Source organism: Pedobacter sp. KBW06, assembly GCF_003852525.1.
Classification (GTDB): Bacteria; Bacteroidota; Bacteroidia; order Sphingobacteriales; family Sphingobacteriaceae; genus Pedobacter.
The window spans coordinates 1,142,545-1,160,379 of record NZ_QAJL01000001.1 but is presented as its reverse complement, the minus strand read 5'-3'; the positions used below and the strand labels follow the sequence as shown (position 1 = coordinate 1,160,379).

The window sequence follows — 17,835 nt, the reverse complement described above, 5'->3', positions numbered from 1 at the left end:
TGTTTTTTAAATTTTGTAGGAAAGTCTCAGGAAGTAACTCCGGCCGTAATAAAGCCTTAGCGTTCTGAGGGTATAGTAAATGTTGTCTGGTTTGTTGACGGACTTGTATTTGATATCGGTCACGTCAAAGAGGTTTTTGACACCCAGTCGCAGGTCCACCTTTTTGTTCAGGAAGGATTTTGCCAGGCTGAAATCCAGGTTTTGATAGGCATCTGTTTTATTCAGGATCGTTATAAATCCGGTAGGCTGAAGGTCGGAACCCCTGCCGGTCGACACGATCTCGTATAGCGGCTGTCTGCCCACATGTCTGAAAAAAAGTGCTGTTCTGATGCCTGCCGGAAGCACATAGCTGAGCTGCGCGTTGATCTGGGTATTCCATAAGAACTTTTTGTAGGCATCGACTGAAGCACCATCATTTCCTTTATAGCCATGTAAAGAAGCGCCCAGGGAAAAATGAAACTGATCTGAGACGAGGTTAAGGTCTACCTGGTTGAGTAAACCATAGTATTTGTTCTCATTGGCATAGGTATTTCTGCCTGTCAGTGTATTTTCTCCCTCAACCCGGTAAACGGTATTGACGATCCGGTCGGTAATGTGCTGGAACATGGAACTCAGATTGGTCTCCAGGTGAATGGCCCCGGGTAATTTCTTTTTGAATGACCATTGAAACTCGGCAGACTTGCCATATTCAGGCTTTAAATTCGGATTGCCCCGGTAATCATGGATGCTGTTGACAAACCAGGAGTACAATTCCTCGTAATTGGGGAAGCGGGTAGAGGTACCTATGATCAGTCTGACATCGTTCTGCTCGTTTAGCCTGTACCTCGTTGTTACCGACTGGTTGGTTCTCATTTTGAGCTTATTGCTGTAATTGAACCTGAAACCGGGACGAATCATGACTTTAGGTGAAACATTCCACTCAAATGAGGTATAACCGGAACCGGTAAAAAGGGTGTTCTCAATAGGGCTGCTCAGGGATACGTCGTTGAAGAAATTGGTGTAACCCTGGTTGCCTTTGGTGTGGTCCATTTCAAAACCAGCATTAAAATCGAGTTTTTTATGGAGGATGGGTTTTAGAAAAGTGCCTTTGGCATAAAAGCCGGCAGACTGATAATATTTCTGCCAGTCGGTGGCCTGGAGTTTCTCGCTTCCGGGAATGCCATTGGCTTTATCGATTACGGAGTTGTCCTGCAGGTTGATGGCTTGCCTGCGGTGTTCCAGTCCGTTTTTCTGATAGGAAGCATCCAGGCTATAATAAGCATCTTTCCAGAAATCACCCCGGAGGTTCAGGTGATGATTATAGCGTTCATTGTGATAATCATTATTTACTGAGGCATTGACGTAGATCTGTTCATCTTTTAATAAAAAGCCATTTGCAAAATGCCCGTAATTGGTGAGGTCGGAACTGAAATAATTGAACTTATAAAAGGCCGAGAAATTTTTGCGGGTATAAGAAAGGTATACATTGCCGTTCCAGGAGGTTTTGGGCGACCATTCATAGCCTCTTTTTTCGGTGATTTCTTTGCTGATACCAGCCCCGGTATAGCTTCCCCAGTATCCGTTGAACTGATCTCTGGAAACTGATCCTCCAAAAGACAGCTGCCCGGTTAAATTATGACTCGCGCTGATTCTCTGGATATGCCTGCCCTTGGCTTTATCAGAAGTCTGGAGGTTGTATTCATTTCTGATGCTCTCTTCCTGAATTTCGAGGCTGAGGTCTGTCTTTTGTTCTGAATTTTTCTTCGTAATGATATTGATGACTCCGGCAACGCTGTTTGCCCCGTATTCTACGCCCATGGCACCTTTGATGATTTCCACCCTTTCTACGTCGTCAAGACTGATGGTACTCAGGTCGACATCGCTACCCATATTCTCGTCGCCGGCAATGGGGATATTGTCCATCAGGATTTTGGTATATTGGCTGTTCAGTCCGAGGACCCTGATCTTGGAGCGGCCCATTCCCGATTGATTTTCAATCTCAATGTTCAATTGCTGCTTGAGCAGCTCCGCAACATTACTTACTGCCATATTCCGGATTTGTGCCTTGCCAATCACTTCAACACGATATATGGACTTGTTCAGTGCCTGAGGACGGTACTGACCGGTGATGACTACCGGGTTGAGGTCGAAGTTGCCGGACAGGCTTGCGGAGTCTTTCTTAACCAGGACTTTCGCTTTAACCCGGGCTGGTTTTACAGCCTTGATGTGTATGGTATTGCCCTGAACCTGGAGCAGATCCGGCCCAACGCCAAGCAATTTTTTAAGAATGGTTTTGAGTGCTGTATTTTTATAATCCAGTTGGACCAGGGCTTCACTTTGAATGAGGTCATTGGCATAAGAAAAAGTACAATTCGCATTGCGGCCAAGTTCAGCAAGCGCTTTTGCCTTACTGATTCTGCCTGTTTTTATACTGATTTTTTGCTCCAGCAAGGCCGATTGCTGAGAGAAAAGAGATAAACTGCCCAGCAGGAATAAAGCCAGGCAAAGCGTTAGTCTGAAGGACTGTCCAATTATTTTTTGGACAGTACATTCCCTAACCAATGTAGATTTCCTACATTTGTCAAAATGATTCATATTTATGATTTAACTGTGTTTCATTTCGCCACGGTGATGTTTAGCGACGAGCACCGTGGCTTTTTTTATCCTTAATATATCGTGATTAGTGTGTCTGTTTCGTTTACCTTATATTTAAATCCCATTACAAAACCCATGCTCTTTAGCAACTGATAGAGTTCCGGGTTGGAATAACTGCCTGAATACCTCATTCCCGGCAACTGTTCATGGTCAATTTTTATCTTTATGTTGTACCATCGTTCCAGCTTTTTCACTACATCTTTCATCCTTTCTCCCTGAAAACTCAATTGATTGTTTTTCCAGGAAGAGGTAACTGCAGTTGTTTCAACAGAGCTGCGTTTCATCTTTCCGGTTTGTACGGAATAACTTGCAGACTGACCGGCACTGAGTAACAGGTGCTCCGACTGCATGGCTGCATTGAGGAATTTTACCTTTCCTTCTTCTACACTTACTTCTACCTGATTTTCGTTGCCATAGGCACGGATATTAAATGCAGTCCCAAGTACGCTTACCTGTGTATGGTGACTGCTTTTTACAATGAAAGGATGTCTGGCATCAGGTGCTACCTTAAAAAAAGCTTCACCGGTGAGGATAACCTGACGGGTACTGTCGTCAAATCTTTCCGGATAAGACAATACCGTACCTGAATTTAAATAGATATCGGTGCCATCAGAAAGGGTAACCTTGCCTTTCTTTCCAAAAGGGATCCTGATGTCTTTCATCGCAGAAAGCTTTGGTTTGGCAGAAGACTGGTAATGAAACCAGATGCCTGCAAAAAGACCAAACAATAAAGCGGTGGCTGCAATTCGCAGGGTAGGGAACACTTGTTTTTTGTGGTCATAAGACCTGGCAGCGGAAAGGTCTACACCGGTTTTTTCGGCCAGAAAACGACGCATATTGGTATTGGCTTGTCCTTTTGACTGATGCAGCGGGCTGTCTTTTTCAAAGTCACCCAATACATCATCATTGTCAAGCCAGGCCATTACTACTTCTTTCTCATGTGGCGTACATAGGTCCAGATGATATTTTTCAAGTAGTTGTGGGCTGATCTGCATTGTTTTTTTGCTTTATACATACCTTAATCGTAAAATCGCTGCTTTACCCTTAGTTTAAAAATGAAGTTTTATTTAATTATCTGTAAATCAGTTGTTTTATTTTTATGCTTAAGCGTGTGAATCTATTTTTTTTCGAATAGAACGTAATGCTTTGGTCATGTGCTGTTCAACTGTTTTTTCAGATATGGAGAGCTGAATGGCAATTTCTTTATTGTTCAGTCCGCCTTCCCGGCTGAGCTGGTACACTTCACGGCAGCGACATGGAAGGCTGTCTATGGCCTTACCCAGGTTTGAGTTCAGATCGTTGAAGTACACCTCATTTTCGGTGAGACAGGTATCATCACAGAGTTTTAACCGCAGTTCGGCGAGCAAGGTGTTCTTTTTTGCCTGCTCCCGGTAAAAGTCAAATACTTTGTTTTTGACTGCCTTATACAGGTAGGACTTGATGCTGCCCTCCATCAAAAGCTGATGCTGCCGCTCCCAAAGTGATAAAAACACATCCTGTACAATTTCCTCAGCCCGATAATTGTCTTTACAATGATGAAGACAATAACCATACAATTCCTCCCAATACAAATTATATGTGTTTTCAAAACTGCTGTGATCCATGTTCCCTTTTTGAGTTGTGCGCCTGACTATATTGTACCGGTTCAAAGATAGGATCTTTGTTTATAATCATTCTAAATAAAACAACAAAAAGCAAATTGTTTTGTAAAATCTTCGATAAGATCATTTATTACGCTAATAAAATTCGTTGTTGATTTCTCTGTTCAACCTATAGGAATTTTATATGCTACAGACAATAACCCCGGATTGCCTGTTTCCGGCTTAACCAATTGCAAATGGAGGGTTTGTATGGAAGTCTTGTCTTCCTGATGACCGGCATTTGCGTTTGATTTTCTTAACTTTGTGTTATGGATAAGAAGATCTCTTCCGGGACAGCTGATTGTAATGCGGGCGAACTGAAACTAAAAGGCTTTAAAGTATATGAAGTGGGGACCGGCGTTAGTGCGGTGCCGACTTATAACAGAAGGGATTTTTATAAAATCTGTATCAATACCGGAAGGAGTCTGATCCATGAAGCATTAAAAATGCAGCCGACGGAGAATTTCTTTAAGCATAAAAATGCCTCGGCCCGCATCACCTCCCTATTTCTTGAATTGCTGGAACGACAGTTTCCAATAGAAAGTCCGAAGCAACCTCTGGGCTTAAGAACAGCGCAGGATTATGCCAATGGATTGGCGGTACATGTGAATCACCTCAACAGATCAGTGAAAGAAGTGACTGGGAAATCCACGACTACCCATGTTTCTGAAAGGGTGATCAGCGAAGCAAAAGCCCTGCTGATCCATACAGACTGGAGCATCGCAGACATCGGATATGCGCTCGGTTTTGAATATCCCACCTATTTCAATAATTTCTTTAAAAGGATCACCGGGACAATTCCCAAATCACTTCGTGCTTAAATTGTTTGAAATTCTTACTTTTCTGTTTGAAATCTATTTGTGAACGGCCTGCTTTCCGCAGACCTTTGTGGGATCAAAATAAAAAGATCATGAACGGAAATAGCACAGTAAATAATATCAAAGCCTTTGGCGCGGCTGCGGCCACTGATTCTCTAAAAGTACTGAACATACAACGTAGAACTGTCACTGCACATGATGTGGAGATTGAAATCCTGTTTTGCGGCATCTGTCACTCAGATTTACATTCTGCAAAAAATGAATGGCACAATACCATTTATCCCATAGTTCCCGGCCATGAGATAGTGGGAAGGGTTACAAATGTAGGGCCACATGTAACCAGGTTTAAAATAGGGGACCTGGCGGCAGTAGGTTGTATGGTAGATTCCTGCAGGGAATGTGAATATTGCAGGGAAGGTCTGGAGCAATTTTGTGAACCGGGAAGTACCTTAACCTTTAACTCAGCTGACAAACATCTTGGCGGACAAACCTTTGGCGGATACGCCGAAAGTGTAGTGGTAGATGAAAACTATGTTTTACGGGTACCGGAAAACCTGGACCTTGCCGCAACAGCACCCTTACTTTGTGCGGGGATCACGACCTATTCGCCGTTAAGGCACTGGAACGTTGGCCCTGGGAAAAAAGTAGGAATTGTAGGTATCGGTGGTCTTGGACATATGGGGATTAAAATCGCGAAAGCGATGGGTGCTCATGTGGTGGTTTTCACCACTTCATTGTCTAAACAGGAAGATGCAAAACGTCTGGGTGCGGACGAAGTTGTTTTGTCCACCGACCCGGAACAAATGGCCAGGTACTCGAAAAGCCTGCATTTTATTTTAGATTGTGTATCTGCGCAACACGATATGGACGCTTACCTTAACCTGCTCAAAGTTGATGGCGCCCTGGCATTGGTTGGTGCCCCAATGGAACCACTTCCTGTGACTTCTTTTAGCCTGATCTTAGGAAGAAGAAGCTTTGCCGGATCAATGATCGGCGGTATTGCAGAAACACAGGAAATGCTGGACTTCTGCTCGGAACACAATATTGTTTCCGACATTGAGCTGATCGGTGTGGATGACGTGAACGATGCTTATGAGCGTTTGTTAAAAGGAGAGGTGAAATACCGCTTTGTGATCGATATGGCATCGCTGAAAGCAAAGAATTAATTCCGCTGAAATGTTTAGCCAAATGTCGTTACATTTGGCTAAACATTAGCTTAAGCGCTATATCCGCTATTTCAGCACAATGATTTAAATGGAAAGAATCCCGATCAGACATCTCAGTAGCACACAGGCAGAACCAGATCTTTTTGGAAACTTCGGGATCCGGAAGATTGTTGATTTACTTGACGGAAAAGACATGCTGCAGGAGCTTCACAGGCATGATTTCTTCTATATTCTGGTGATAGAAAATGGGAAAGGACAGCATGAAATAGATTTCAGGTCTTACCCCATTACTGACCATACTGTTTTCTTTATGCGGCCCGGTCAGGTACATCAGATTGAGCTAAATGCGGGTAGCACAGGGTATCTGATCCATTTCAGAGATGAATTCTATTTGCCTCATGATCAGCATGCCGGCCAGCTGCTGCGGAAGTTAAGTCAGCTGAACCATTACGGGCTGAATGCGGATCAGTTTCCGAAGCTGATGCGGGTGCTGCTTGCTGTTTTTGAGGAGTATACCGATAAGCAGGAGTGCTATCAGGAGGTGATTAAAGCAAATATGGGAATCTTCTTTATCGAGTTGCTCAGGGCACAGCAGCACAATCCTGCTGATCAGGTGAGCCTTTATAATCAGGAGGGTCTGGAAAAGTTCCTGTCGCTTTTAGAGCGTCATGTTTTTAGTCATAAGCAAGTAGCGGAATATGCGCAGATGTTGAACCTTTCTACCTATCAGCTGAATGCAATCGCGAAGACAACATTGGGGAAAACCTGTTCGGAGCTGATCAATGAATACCTGATACTGGAAGCCAAAAGACACCTTTTGGCAACATCGAATCAGGTCAATCAGATTGCTTACAGTTTGGGCTACGAAGATGTTTCCTATTTTATCAGGTTCTTCAAAAAGTATACAGGACATTCTCCGGAGGCCTTCAGGCAAAACTTTAGATAAATCCTATACAACTGAATTTTTGTCCTACGCTTCAGCACAGTGCTGATCTTACTTTTGTTGAATAAGCACAAAAGCCGGAAGATTTATGTCCGACAAGGTTTGACGGCAGTTTGAGCTTAGGACAGGATGAGCCCCGGGCAAAACAATGCCGGGGAATAACAAACTATAAAATTATTATTAAACATTTAAAACGAACAGACATGAATAAATCCTGGAATGAGGAATATAAAAATAGGTGGGACGAGCGCTATAAAGAGGAAGAATATGCCTACGGAAAAGGGCCAAATCTATTTTTTAAAGAATGGATTGAGAAATTTAAACCCGGATCGGTATTGATGCCGGCCGATGGTGAAGGACGGAATGGCGTTTTCGCTGCAGCACTTGGATGGGAGGTGACCTCCTTTGACCTGAGTGTGGAAGGGCAGTCAAAGGCATTACAACTCGCCACTGCGGAAGGCGTTGCCATTTCTTATATCGTTGGAGATCTGGACCAGTTAACGTTTGAACCGGCCTCATTTGATGCCATTGGCCTGATCTATGCCCATTTTGCTGCGGATCAGAAATCTTTATTTCATCAGAAATTAAACGAATACCTCAAACCTGGCGGGCTCATTATCCTGGAAGCCTTCTGCAAGGAACACCTGAAATTAAAGGCGCTTGACCCTAAAGTTGGCGGCCCTGCGGAACTCGATATGCTGCTTTCTAAGGAAGAAATCATAGCTGACTTTGAAAACTACGACCTCTTAATGCTGTGCGAAGAGGAAATCCTCTTAAATGAGGGAAAGTATCACAATGGGAAAGGTGCTGTAGTAAGATTTGTAGGTATAAAACGTGAGGACCTTAAGGTCAGTTGATCTGCTGTTGTTTGAGGACTATTTTTTTTCCTGGAAAAATGTGTAGCATGCTATCATGAAAAAAGCTGGGCGATGAGATGATGGTTTTGATCCTGTTAGTTGCTCATGGCAATCAGTAGCTGAAGAATTGGCGAAGGGTCCTGATCATTATTTAGTTGCAGTTATAATTGACGACTTACTCAGGTTATAGAGGTCGATTTTTTCAGGAGATGCCGCTAATGTCTTTCTAAAAGCGAGAATTGAAAGGGCAACATCACTGCCGGGATGACGTTTGCTGATCTTATCAAAATCCTGCGCTACTTCCGCTAAGACCTTATTGGAATTGTCTTCTGTAGTAGGGGTGTTTTCCAGGCCAACCAACAGATGGCTCAGGTAGCTCTGATAGTTCCGTTGTGCTTCCTTTTTATAATGGCTCTTTGGATATTGCTTTAAGAACTGCTCCCAGTAAAAGGCCCAGTCGCCAAGCGTTACCCTATCTATCGCTAAACCGGCATCATAATCAATTACAGGGTCATTTTCCAGGGCGGTCTGGTCCCAGAACTTACGGTCGTCCTTCAGTAGATTTGAGGCAAATAACGATTTCCAGTAACTGGGGCTAAGGTGGAAAATGGCGCCTGTTTCTTCTTCATGCTTGATTTCAATGTGGTGGTTGAGGAGTTGCTGAAAAAGTGTTTTTTGTTCCGGAGACAAGCCTTTCTGGAATTTCGTTTCCACTCTTTTCCTGCGGTTATTGGCACTTTCTCCATCAATCCAGCTGACCTCCAACTGGTCAAAAAGGGGGAGCAGCTTCGTTTGCCCCGGATCCAGACGGTTGATGTTCGGGCTAAATACTTTTTGCCATTGGTCTAATAATTTATACCGCTGTTCTATAGCAAGCCCCGGAAGTTGTATTTGTATGGCATTTTCAATCGAATCAAGTACGGGGAAAGAAGGTTTTTTTTGAAATAAGGCGATCAACTGATCCAGCGTCAGCTGTTTGGCAGTCAGGCTATCTGTTTTAATTGCAGATTTGAGTGTGTCAGCAGTCAGTGAAGCTTTCTTTACAGCTTCTTTCGGTGTTTGATCAGGTGATGTGCAGGCAACCGTCAAGCTTGCCATAGCAATTATCACCATTCCTGAAATTTTGACTTTAGTCATATAGATCTTATGCTATGGCAGCTGCCGAATATCTTATAAATTCAATTCGAAGATAAATAAAAGCATTTTATTTCAAAGAAAAAGCCCGTCTGATAAGGAAATTGCCAGCTGAGCTCGTAAAATTACCCATGGCCATTCTGAAATGGTTTGTAAATGATTGTCCTGAACAACACCTGTAAATGGCAATCTTGCACCTCTTAAGTTCGGGAGATTGACCATACATTTGTTTAATGCCTGATAGATGCAGCTATGGGCTGGTGTTCAGTGAACTTTTAGCTATAAACGTAGAAAAGATGAAATCGATATTTGACAGCACAACGAGGGCGGGTTTGATTGAACGGATCAATACCCTGAACGAAAACAGTACTTCCAGTTGGGGGAAAATGAACATCTATCAGATGCTGAAACATTGTACCGTCTATGAAGAAATGATGCTGGGGAAGAATAGGTATAAACGCGCATTCATAGGTCGTTTGTTTGGTAAAATGGCCTTGAAAGAATTTACACAGGACGAAAGCCTGATCAAACGCAACGTACCCACACTTCCTGAACTTAAAGTAAAAGCCGCTCATGGAGATGTAACTGCAGAGAGAACAAAATGGGTTGCTTTGCTGGAAGAGTATCCCAATACCGCATGTACTGATATTGAACATTCATTTTTCGGAAAATTAACAAAAGAGCAAGTTGGGATATTGGTGTATAAACATACGGATCACCACCTTCGACAATTTAACAGTTAACAGGAAGGTTTATTTTTTTAGCTTTCATGTTGTAGTTTCTTTATTCGCAATGAAAATGCTATTTTAGCTTAAAAGCGAATCATTATGTATGGTATAGAGAATCTTCCTGCTTTTATTCTGGCAGCAATTATAGTGGTCATCACTCCTGGAATAGACACGATCATGGTATTAACGAGAAGCATTTCTCAGGGCAAAACTGCAGGTTTGTATTCTGCAATCGGAGTGAGTTTAGGCCTGCTGGTACATACCTGCGCGGCTACCTTTGGACTATCCGTAATACTTGCAAAATCTGCATTTGCTTACAGCCTGATTAAATACCTGGGTGCTGCCTATCTGATCTATATCGGATATAAATCCCTCACTGCCAAAACGTCTCAAACTGAAATGACCTCTGCAGAGGCAAAACCGGCCGGAAATGGTAAAATGTTGTTTACTGCATTTTTAAGCGATGTTTTAAATCCAAAGATTGCCATTTTCTTTTTGGCTTTTTTACCGCAGTTTATCAATCCTTCGGCAATTAATCATCCAATGCCTTATTTATTGCTCGGCTCCATTATCTTTTTTTTCACCCTGGTTTGGTGTATCATACTCGCCTTATTGGGAGGTAAAGTGGCTGTTTTTTTTAATAGACATAAAAAAGCAGAGGCGATAATGAATAAAACTACTGGAGTTGTGTTTATTCTTCTTGGATTAAAAGTAGCCTTATCGAAAAAATAAGAACTGATTGAACAAGATTTTAAACGGTTGTTTTCTTCTGATGTAAATGGACTGATTCAACTGATCTGAATTTTTCTGAACCGATAGAAATGCGGAAATCAACGTATTTCTGTTAAATGATCTTTATTTTAATGTAAAATTTCTGTATGTTGCAGTCTGGGATACAACTAGATGGGAGCATACAGCACACGAATTGATGACGAGCTTGTCGTGATGGTAAAGGCAGGTGACCACGCTGCTTTCACCGAAATCTACAACCGTTACTGGCCATTGCTGTTTCTTCACGTTCAGCGAATGGTAAAAGACGAGGATCTCGCAGGGGATGTGGTTCAGGAAGTTTTTACCTGGGTTTGGCAACATGCGCCTACGCTTGACTTTAACAGCACGATTTCATCTTATTTGTATACTTCTGTCCGTAATAAAGTCTTCAACCTCATCCGTCATCATAAGATAAAAGCAAACTACTTTAAAGACATCGCTGCGTTTATCGAAGAAGGTAACTACCATGTAGATGAAGCCCTGCGTTATAAAGAATTGATGCGGACCATTGAATCCGAAATCGACAGGATGCCTCCGCGAATGCGGGAGATATTTAACCTCAGCCGAAAAGAACATCTGTCTCACAAAGAAATTGCCATGCAGCTGGCAATCTCTGAAAGCACAGTTCGGGAACAGGTGAAAAGGGCCCTGAAAGTACTGAGGGTAAAGGTTGAGGATCCTTATTCCTTACTTTATATTCTGTTGTATTTGCTCCATTAATCCTTCCAAATCCTTGCGCCGGAGAAATAAATAAATATTTTTTTTATTCTTGTCCCCTATAGGTCTTCCTGAAGTTCCATAGTGTTATAAAACCCTTATTGGCTTTTAACATGACGGATAAAGACGTACAACGACTGATAGATAAATACCTGGCTGGAAATGCAAGTCCGGAAGAAACAGGAATGCTCGAATCCTGGTATACTCAAAACGCACATCAAAATACGGAACTGGATTATCCTCAGGACCTGCTGGCAAAAAAGGAGAAAGGACTTCATGAAATTTTAGCCCTGGAGCAACTTCATTCCGAACCACGTGTTAAACATTGGAAATGGCCCAGAATTGCTGCTGCGGCAGCAATTGTAATCGGCCTCAGCACCTTTTTATACCTCAATATCAGGAAATCCGGGCAAACTGACCAATTGATCGCTGCTCAGGTAAAGGACATAGCTCCCGGGAAGAATACGGCAACTTTAACTTTAGCCAACGGGAAAAAGATATTGCTTTCCAATGCAGTAAACGGAGAACTCGCAAAGGAATCCGGGGTGGTCATCACGAAAACCGCCGAGGGGCAGCTGATCTATGAAATCAGGGACCAGCAGGCTGGTTCTTCTACAGAAATGAATACCTTATCTACGGCCAATGGGGAGCAATACCGGTTATTGTTGCCCGATGGAACGAGTGTCTGGTTAAATGCCGCTTCTTCTTTAAAATTTCCATCCTCATTTTCAGGGCTTGCACAAAGAAGAGTGGAATTGACGGGGGAGGGGTATTTTGAAGTAAAGAAAGATCAGAGCCATACTTTTGTCGTGAGTAGCGGAGCACAGGAAATAGAAGTTCTTGGGACACATTTCAATGTGAATGCCTATGCCGATGAGCACAGCATCAAAACAACTTTGCTGGAAGGCTCTGTAAAAATAAACAAGCATACTGTCCTTAAGCCAGGCGAACAATCCAGTTACCTTGAATCCGGCTCTTTATTGCTGAAACAGGTTGATGTGGAAGAGGCCATCTCCTGGAAGGAGGGTTATTTCAGGTTTGATAAAAAGGATTTACGCAGCATTATGCGCAACATATCAAGGTGGTATGATGTCGAAATCGTTTACAAAGATCCGCGGCTCGAAAAGCTCAGCTTTAGCGGAACAGTATCCCGGTATTCCAATGTTTCGAAAATCCTGGAAATTTTAGAATTAAGTAAAGAAGTCCGGTTTATCCTGGAAGAAAGGAGGATCATCGTGACCAAATAATTACTCCTGGATGAAGAACGAAGGTCAGCAGTGCGCTAACACCACTGACCGGATTCTGGTACCATACCAATATAATTTGCTCTAATATCAACTGATAACCAAAACCAAACAAATGTATAAAATTTCTATGACCAAATTGGACGTACGGAGAAAGTACGTCCCTAAAATTCTGCTAGTTATGCGATTAGTCTTCATACTCACAGTGGCCGTTATAATGCAGGTCAGCGCAGCGGGATTTTCTCAGAATTTAACCCTCAAAAAGGGGAACATTACCCTAAAAGAGGTCTTCTCCGAAATCAGAAAACAAACCAGCTACGATGTGATGTGGCAGCCTGAAAAAGTCAATGCTGAAAGCCGTCTGGATGTGAACCTCGTCAATGTGCCGCTGGAAGTTGCACTTGGCCGGCTGCTGTCTGCAAGGAAGCTGACTTATGTCATCAAAAATAAAACAGTTTTCATTCTCCCGAAAGAAGAGTCTGCAGCGTTAAAAGTAAGCACTGAGCTGGCGGTCATCATTGTAAAAGGACGGATCACGGATGATAAGGGGCTTCCTCTGCCCGGTGCTACCGTAACGGAAAAGGGAACCAAAAACTACGCGATCACGGATGGCAATGGAGATTTTAGCCTTAAAGTTGCACAGGAAAACGTAACCCTGGTGTTCAGTTACGTGGGCTATATGTCGCGGGAACTGCCTGCCAGCAATAATGCCATGAAAGTGGTATTACAGGCCAATGATCAGAAACTGGACGAAATCGTTATTACCGGTTTCCAGAAGATCGATAAAAGAAAATTTACAGGCTCTGTAGTACAGATCGATAAACAGGTGTTCGACAGGACGGGCTATATCGACGTTTCGAGAATGCTGCAGGGTGCTGCGGCAGGGGTTTCAGTTCAGAACGTATCGGGAACTTTTGGAACTTCCCCGAAGATCAGGATCCGTGGAAATGCCTCTATTTCTGCCAATCAGGAGCCCTTGTATGTGTTAAACGGAATTCCAATTTCTTCTCCCTCCAATATTAGCGCCAGTCAGCTGTACTCCGGTGATGCGGCGGCATTACTGGGATCTGCTATCGCCGGATTAAATGCACAGGATATTGAAGACATCTCGATCTTAAAAGATGGTGCTGCAACCTCATTATATGGAACACGTGCTGCAAATGGAGTGGTTTCTATCACCACCAAAAAAGGGCAGGCAGGAAGGATGAGCGTTAACTATAACAGTGCCTTTAATGTTGGCCTTAAGCCTGATATCAATAATTATAACCTGATGAACTCTGCGGAAGAGATGAATTTATACAAACGTCTTTATGATGCAGGTTACTTTTCAAATGCCAACTGGCCGGCAAGAACGGGTTCTTTAACGGAGGCCTTCAGAAGGTATGGGCTGAGAGAAACAACTTTGGCAGAATCTTACCGGGAATTGGATAAGTCGGCAACCATCAATACCAACTGGTTTGATGTATTGTTCAGAAATAACCTGGTGCAGGAACATAATTTATCTTTCTCCGGAGGAAGCGAAAAGAGCACTTATTACATCTCGGGAAGTTATGTGCATGATAATGGTCAGTCTATGGGTTTCAAAAACACAAGGTATACCACGGATTTCAGACAGATCTTAAATATCAATAAAGCCCTCAGTATTGATATCAATGCCAATTATGTACGCAGAGATCAGAATACGCCGGGAACTCAGAATGCAACAACGACTTATGGAGATCTGACCAGGAAGTTTGAGATCAATCCCGGTTCTTATGCCACCTCTACCAGTAGGGCAATGTATCCTTACAATGAAGATGGAAGCCTTAAATTTTACTTAAATAACCTTGCACCATTTAATATTGTGAAAGAACTGCAGGAGAACTTTGCGGACTTAAAGGCTCAGGAATTTCGTTTAATGGTGAAGCCAACGGTCAAAATTACCCCGCATCTTACGTATGAATTTACAGGGTCTATCCGTGCTACGATAAATAACAGGACCCAAACGGCGACGGAAAGGTCGAACCTTGCGAATGCTTACCGTGTGGATTATAACAATAGCTTAAGGCAGGCAAATGATTTATTATACCTGGATCCAAATGATCCGAATGCAATAAAGGCAACCATTTTGCCGGTTGGAGGAATCAGGACCACAAACAACTCCACGAGTCAGTTTTATAATGTCAGAAATCAGCTGACCTACAACAACAGCTGGAAGAAACATTTCCTGAATTCAATGGTCGGGATGGAGGTTCGTTCTGATGAGACGAACAATGAATACAACAAAGCTTACGGATTCCTGCAATATGGCGGAGGAACAACCTCTCCCTCAAGGCTGGCTTATATCAGGGCAGTGAATGAAAATGAATTGCTGCATGTGGAAGGATTTAACCGCGAAAATGTGGTGGGGATGTATATGGCCCATCAATATAGTTTCGATTCCAGATACAACCTGGAAGTGGCCGGACGTTTGGATGGCAGTAATATCTTCGGGAGAAATGTACGGACCAAGTTTTTACCAAACTATTCCTTTGGATTTTCCTGGAATATAGATCAGGAAGGCTTCTTCAAAAACAGTGGCATCAGTAAAACGGTAAGCGCCCTGAAGTTCAGAACCAGTTATGGATTGCGTGGAAATACCTTCCAGACCTCACCAATGTTAAATGCCAATTATTCGAACTTGGTTCGCTATGATACTCAAAATAATGATATCGGGGTAAACGTGCTTTCTCCTGAGTTGTTTAACCTGAACTGGGAACGTGATTATGTGACCAATTTAGGGTTGGATTTTGGTTTGTTTGATAACAATGTAATGGGCTCTATCGAGGTCTATAACAGAAATAACAAAGATTTAATTACAGGCTTTAATACCTCCCTGGAAGAAGGATTTACGACCAAGCAGATCAACTGGGCGAGCATGAAGAATAGAGGAATCGATGTAACCGTTGGCATCGTGAACGTATTAAAAAGCAAGGATTTCAGATGGGGATTTAACCTGATCTTTGGTTATGTAAAGAATAAAATTGTTGATGGTGAGCTGGCCTCTATCAATTTAACCACGATTACCAGACCCAACGGATATGGGCTTAATGGCTATCCGTTAGAAGGACTTTATGCGTTTAGATTTGCAGGTTTGAATGAATTGGGAAGGCCTACTTTCCTCAAAGGGGATAAAGTAGTCAAAGACATTTTACCTTCTGAAAGAGACCGGTCCCTGATCCAGTATGTGGGATCCCGGACCCCGACAACAACGGGCTCCTTCTCTACAAATTTCTCCTACAAGCAGTTAGAGTTCAGGGCTTTTGTAACCTATGCTTTAGGCCATAAAGTTTTCAAGGATCCGATTGCCAGACTGGGGTATGATGACAATAGTTCTAAGAGTGCTGATTTAAATTACATGTGGAGAACACCTGGAAATGAAGCTCAGACGAATATTCCCGGATTATTGACTACAGTTCAGCAGAGTTATATTTCTACATTTTTTGCCATAGATGACCTGGCTTATAACAGAAGCACAGAACGTGTGGTGGATGCGAGTCATTTCAGGCTAAGTGAACTGATGCTGAGCTATCGGTTAAGTCCGAAAATGCTGGCAGGAATGCCTGCTTTGAAAAGTGCCCGTTTCTCCGTGTCTGCTAACAATATTGCGTTTTGGGGAAGTAAAAGGCTAAGAGGTGTCGATCCTGATACCTATATCACCGGGGTGAATTTACCGAATCCCAGAACCTATTCATTCCGTTTAAGCGTTGGTTTTTAATTATATAACTATGAAAAAATATTTATTTAGTGTCTTCATATTTTTGATATGTACCGCTACACTCAGCTCTTGTAAAAAGTTTCTGAATGAGCCATTCGATAACAGACTGGAGCTCAAAAATATTGAAGATTATGCAGGGGTAGTTAAAAAGTCATACCCTACACGGTTCGACCTGTTCAATGAGGTCCTGACGGATAACTTTAAGCTTGTACCAAACCTGATGCAGGATGCATGGAAACCTTTATACATCCCGATTTATATGTTTAAGGACGATTATCAGCATACCCTGGGCTATACTTCTCCGGCAACGGCTTACAGCCATTTCTACAACAAGATTTATATGGCCAATTTGGTCATAGATGGGGTACTGAGCAGCCAGGGAGGAACAGCGGAAAAAGATGCAGTCCTGGCCGAAGCGTTATTGGTAAGATCGTATTGTTATTTCATATTGACCAACCTCTTTGGCATGCATTATAACCCGGCCACCTCTGGTACTGATTTGGCTGTGCCGCTGATTCTGGAAGTGAATAAGGAAAACAGGCCCTCTTACTCCAGATCAACAGTGAAAGAAGTCTATGATCAGGTAGAAGCAGATTTGTATAAGGCAATTGAAATTTACGAGAAAAACCCTGCAGTTGTTCCGACAAATCCTTATCGTTTCTCTCTGGGAGCGGCCTATGCATTTGCGACGAGACTGAACTTATACAAAAGCGATTTTGCTAAAACGGTGCTTTATGCAGATAAAGCAATCGGACAGAAAGGAAGGGTATTGAGAACCCTTAAAACGGATTACGATGTATTGCTGAAATCAGGTTGGGAATTCTTTGCACAGCAGTTTAATGATCCCTCGGCGCATCCAAACATCATCATGGCGGTACAGTCCGAATATGTACATCATCCTTTTGGTAACAACTGGGGCGGATTTTATCTGGCACCGGAGGTGTTGACCCAAATTGCAAACAACGATTACAGAAGAAGCATTGCCTCAAATGCAGGTACTGTGATTGATAATGCCACATTTATCATTAAAAATAATACAGGCTGGCAGACTTCGAGGTATGTGTATTTTAATATGGAAGAAGTATTGCTCAACCGGGCAGAAGGCAACCTCAGGGGAACTGCACCAAATCCTGCCAATGCAGTCCTTGATCTGGAAGAACTTAGAAAAGTAAGACTGATAAATTACACCGCATTAAATACTGGTGCCATGAGCAATGCTGAGTTGCTTACAGAGGTGTATAAAGAGCGTCGTGTTGAATTCCTGACCGAAGGATTAAGATGGTATGACATTAAACGTCTTGGGCTCAGTGTAGCACATAAGATGGATCAGAATTCCAGTGTGATCGATGCTACTTTGCTCCCAAATGATAAACGATCTGCATTGCAAATCCCGGTGAATGCAAGGGTTGGAAATCCGGTTTTAGAAAATCAATTAAATCCCAGATAA

General features: G+C 42.7%; 14 protein-coding genes. 10 read left to right on the top strand and 4 right to left on the bottom strand.

What is annotated here, in order from left to right; translation table 11 throughout:
• Window positions 1–6: 6 nt before the first annotated feature.
• From DBR43_RS04590 to DBR43_RS04580, 3 genes are all read right to left on the bottom strand, one after another.
• A complete protein-coding gene (locus tag DBR43_RS04590) occupies window positions 7–2,574 on the bottom strand; it encodes a TonB-dependent receptor plug domain-containing protein (protein ID WP_124578341.1) in 2,568 nt (855 codons plus the stop codon).
• Window positions 2,575–2,645: 71 nt separating this feature from the next.
• Window positions 2,646–3,629 (bottom strand): FecR family protein, encoded by a 984-nt coding sequence (locus DBR43_RS04585; protein WP_124578339.1) that lies wholly within the window; start codon window positions 3,627–3,629, stop codon window positions 2,646–2,648.
• Between the two features lie 108 nt (window positions 3,630–3,737).
• Complete coding sequence (locus tag DBR43_RS04580; protein WP_124578337.1) at window positions 3,738–4,238, bottom strand: RNA polymerase sigma-70 factor; 501 nt, start codon at window positions 4,236–4,238, stop codon at window positions 3,738–3,740.
• 305 nt (window positions 4,239–4,543) lie between these two features.
• Between DBR43_RS04580 and DBR43_RS04575 the strand changes: the two genes are divergently transcribed.
• From DBR43_RS04575 to DBR43_RS04560, 4 genes are all read left to right on the top strand, one after another.
• Window positions 4,544–5,095: a helix-turn-helix domain-containing protein gene (locus DBR43_RS04575; protein WP_124578335.1), complete on the top strand. Its 552-nt coding sequence runs from the start codon at window positions 4,544–4,546 to the stop codon at window positions 5,093–5,095.
• 89 nt (window positions 5,096–5,184) lie between these two features.
• Window positions 5,185–6,258 (top strand): NAD(P)-dependent alcohol dehydrogenase, encoded by a 1,074-nt coding sequence (locus DBR43_RS04570; RefSeq protein WP_124578333.1) that lies wholly within the window; start codon window positions 5,185–5,187, stop codon window positions 6,256–6,258.
• An 88-nt stretch (window positions 6,259–6,346) separates the two neighbouring features.
• Window positions 6,347–7,204, top strand: coding sequence for a helix-turn-helix domain-containing protein (locus tag DBR43_RS04565; RefSeq protein ID WP_124578331.1), 858 nt, complete (start codon window positions 6,347–6,349; stop codon window positions 7,202–7,204).
• Between the two features lie 200 nt (window positions 7,205–7,404).
• Window positions 7,405–8,058 carry a class I SAM-dependent methyltransferase gene (locus tag DBR43_RS04560; protein ID WP_124578329.1) on the top strand — a complete coding sequence of 218 codons (654 nt, stop codon included), beginning with the start codon at window positions 7,405–7,407 and terminating at the stop codon, window positions 8,056–8,058.
• 147 nt (window positions 8,059–8,205) lie between these two features.
• Here the strand turns inward: DBR43_RS04560 and DBR43_RS04555 are convergent, their stop codons facing one another.
• Window positions 8,206–9,171 (bottom strand): hypothetical protein, encoded by a 966-nt coding sequence (locus DBR43_RS04555; protein ID WP_124578327.1) that lies wholly within the window; start codon window positions 9,169–9,171, stop codon window positions 8,206–8,208.
• 317 nt (window positions 9,172–9,488) lie between these two features.
• Between DBR43_RS04555 and DBR43_RS04550 the strand changes: the two genes are divergently transcribed.
• The 6 genes from DBR43_RS04550 to DBR43_RS04525 all read left to right on the top strand — a co-directional run bounded on the left by DBR43_RS04550 (window position 9,489) and on the right by DBR43_RS04525 (window position 17,835).
• Window positions 9,489–9,935 carry a DUF1569 domain-containing protein gene (locus tag DBR43_RS04550; protein ID WP_124578325.1) on the top strand — a complete coding sequence of 149 codons (447 nt, stop codon included), beginning with the start codon at window positions 9,489–9,491 and terminating at the stop codon, window positions 9,933–9,935.
• An 84-nt stretch (window positions 9,936–10,019) separates the two neighbouring features.
• Window positions 10,020–10,652 carry a LysE family translocator gene (locus DBR43_RS04545; RefSeq protein ID WP_124578322.1) on the top strand — a complete coding sequence of 211 codons (633 nt, stop codon included), beginning with the start codon at window positions 10,020–10,022 and terminating at the stop codon, window positions 10,650–10,652.
• 171 nt (window positions 10,653–10,823) lie between these two features.
• On the top strand, window positions 10,824–11,411 hold the full coding sequence (locus DBR43_RS04540) for an RNA polymerase sigma-70 factor (RefSeq protein WP_124578320.1): 588 nt from the start codon (window positions 10,824–10,826) through the stop codon (window positions 11,409–11,411).
• Window positions 11,412–11,521: 110 nt separating this feature from the next.
• Window positions 11,522–12,655, top strand: a complete 1,134-nt coding sequence (locus DBR43_RS04535) for a FecR family protein (RefSeq protein ID WP_124578318.1) — start codon at window positions 11,522–11,524, stop codon at window positions 12,653–12,655.
• Window positions 12,656–12,833: 178 nt separating this feature from the next.
• On the top strand, window positions 12,834–16,388 hold the full coding sequence (locus DBR43_RS04530) for a SusC/RagA family TonB-linked outer membrane protein (RefSeq protein ID WP_158622425.1): 3,555 nt from the start codon (window positions 12,834–12,836) through the stop codon (window positions 16,386–16,388).
• A gap of 10 nt (window positions 16,389–16,398) precedes the next feature.
• Window positions 16,399–17,835: a RagB/SusD family nutrient uptake outer membrane protein gene (locus DBR43_RS04525; RefSeq protein WP_124578315.1), complete on the top strand. Its 1,437-nt coding sequence runs from the start codon at window positions 16,399–16,401 to the stop codon at window positions 17,833–17,835.

Coding starts and splice junctions, on each gene's coding strand:
- DBR43_RS04560 (WP_124578329.1), top strand. CDS start 7,405: ATGAATAAATCCTGGAATGAGGAATATAAAAATAGGTGGGACGAGCGC.
- DBR43_RS04530 (WP_158622425.1), top strand. CDS start 12,834: ATGCGATTAGTCTTCATACTCACAGTGGCCGTTATAATGCAGGTCAGC.
- DBR43_RS04575 (WP_124578335.1), top strand. CDS start 4,544: ATGGATAAGAAGATCTCTTCCGGGACAGCTGATTGTAATGCGGGCGAA.
- DBR43_RS04570 (WP_124578333.1), top strand. CDS start 5,185: ATGAACGGAAATAGCACAGTAAATAATATCAAAGCCTTTGGCGCGGCT.
- DBR43_RS04565 (WP_124578331.1), top strand. CDS start 6,347: ATGGAAAGAATCCCGATCAGACATCTCAGTAGCACACAGGCAGAACCA.
- DBR43_RS04585 (WP_124578339.1), bottom strand. CDS start 3,629: ATGCAGATCAGCCCACAACTACTTGAAAAATATCATCTGGACCTATGT.
- DBR43_RS04580 (WP_124578337.1), bottom strand. CDS start 4,238: ATGGATCACAGCAGTTTTGAAAACACATATAATTTGTATTGGGAGGAA.
- DBR43_RS04525 (WP_124578315.1), top strand. CDS start 16,399: ATGAAAAAATATTTATTTAGTGTCTTCATATTTTTGATATGTACCGCT.
- DBR43_RS04535 (WP_124578318.1), top strand. CDS start 11,522: ATGACGGATAAAGACGTACAACGACTGATAGATAAATACCTGGCTGGA.
- DBR43_RS04550 (WP_124578325.1), top strand. CDS start 9,489: ATGAAATCGATATTTGACAGCACAACGAGGGCGGGTTTGATTGAACGG.
- DBR43_RS04545 (WP_124578322.1), top strand. CDS start 10,020: ATGTATGGTATAGAGAATCTTCCTGCTTTTATTCTGGCAGCAATTATA.
- DBR43_RS04540 (WP_124578320.1), top strand. CDS start 10,824: ATGGGAGCATACAGCACACGAATTGATGACGAGCTTGTCGTGATGGTA.
- DBR43_RS04590 (WP_124578341.1), bottom strand. CDS start 2,574: ATGAATCATTTTGACAAATGTAGGAAATCTACATTGGTTAGGGAATGT.
- DBR43_RS04555 (WP_124578327.1), bottom strand. CDS start 9,171: ATGGTGATAATTGCTATGGCAAGCTTGACGGTTGCCTGCACATCACCT.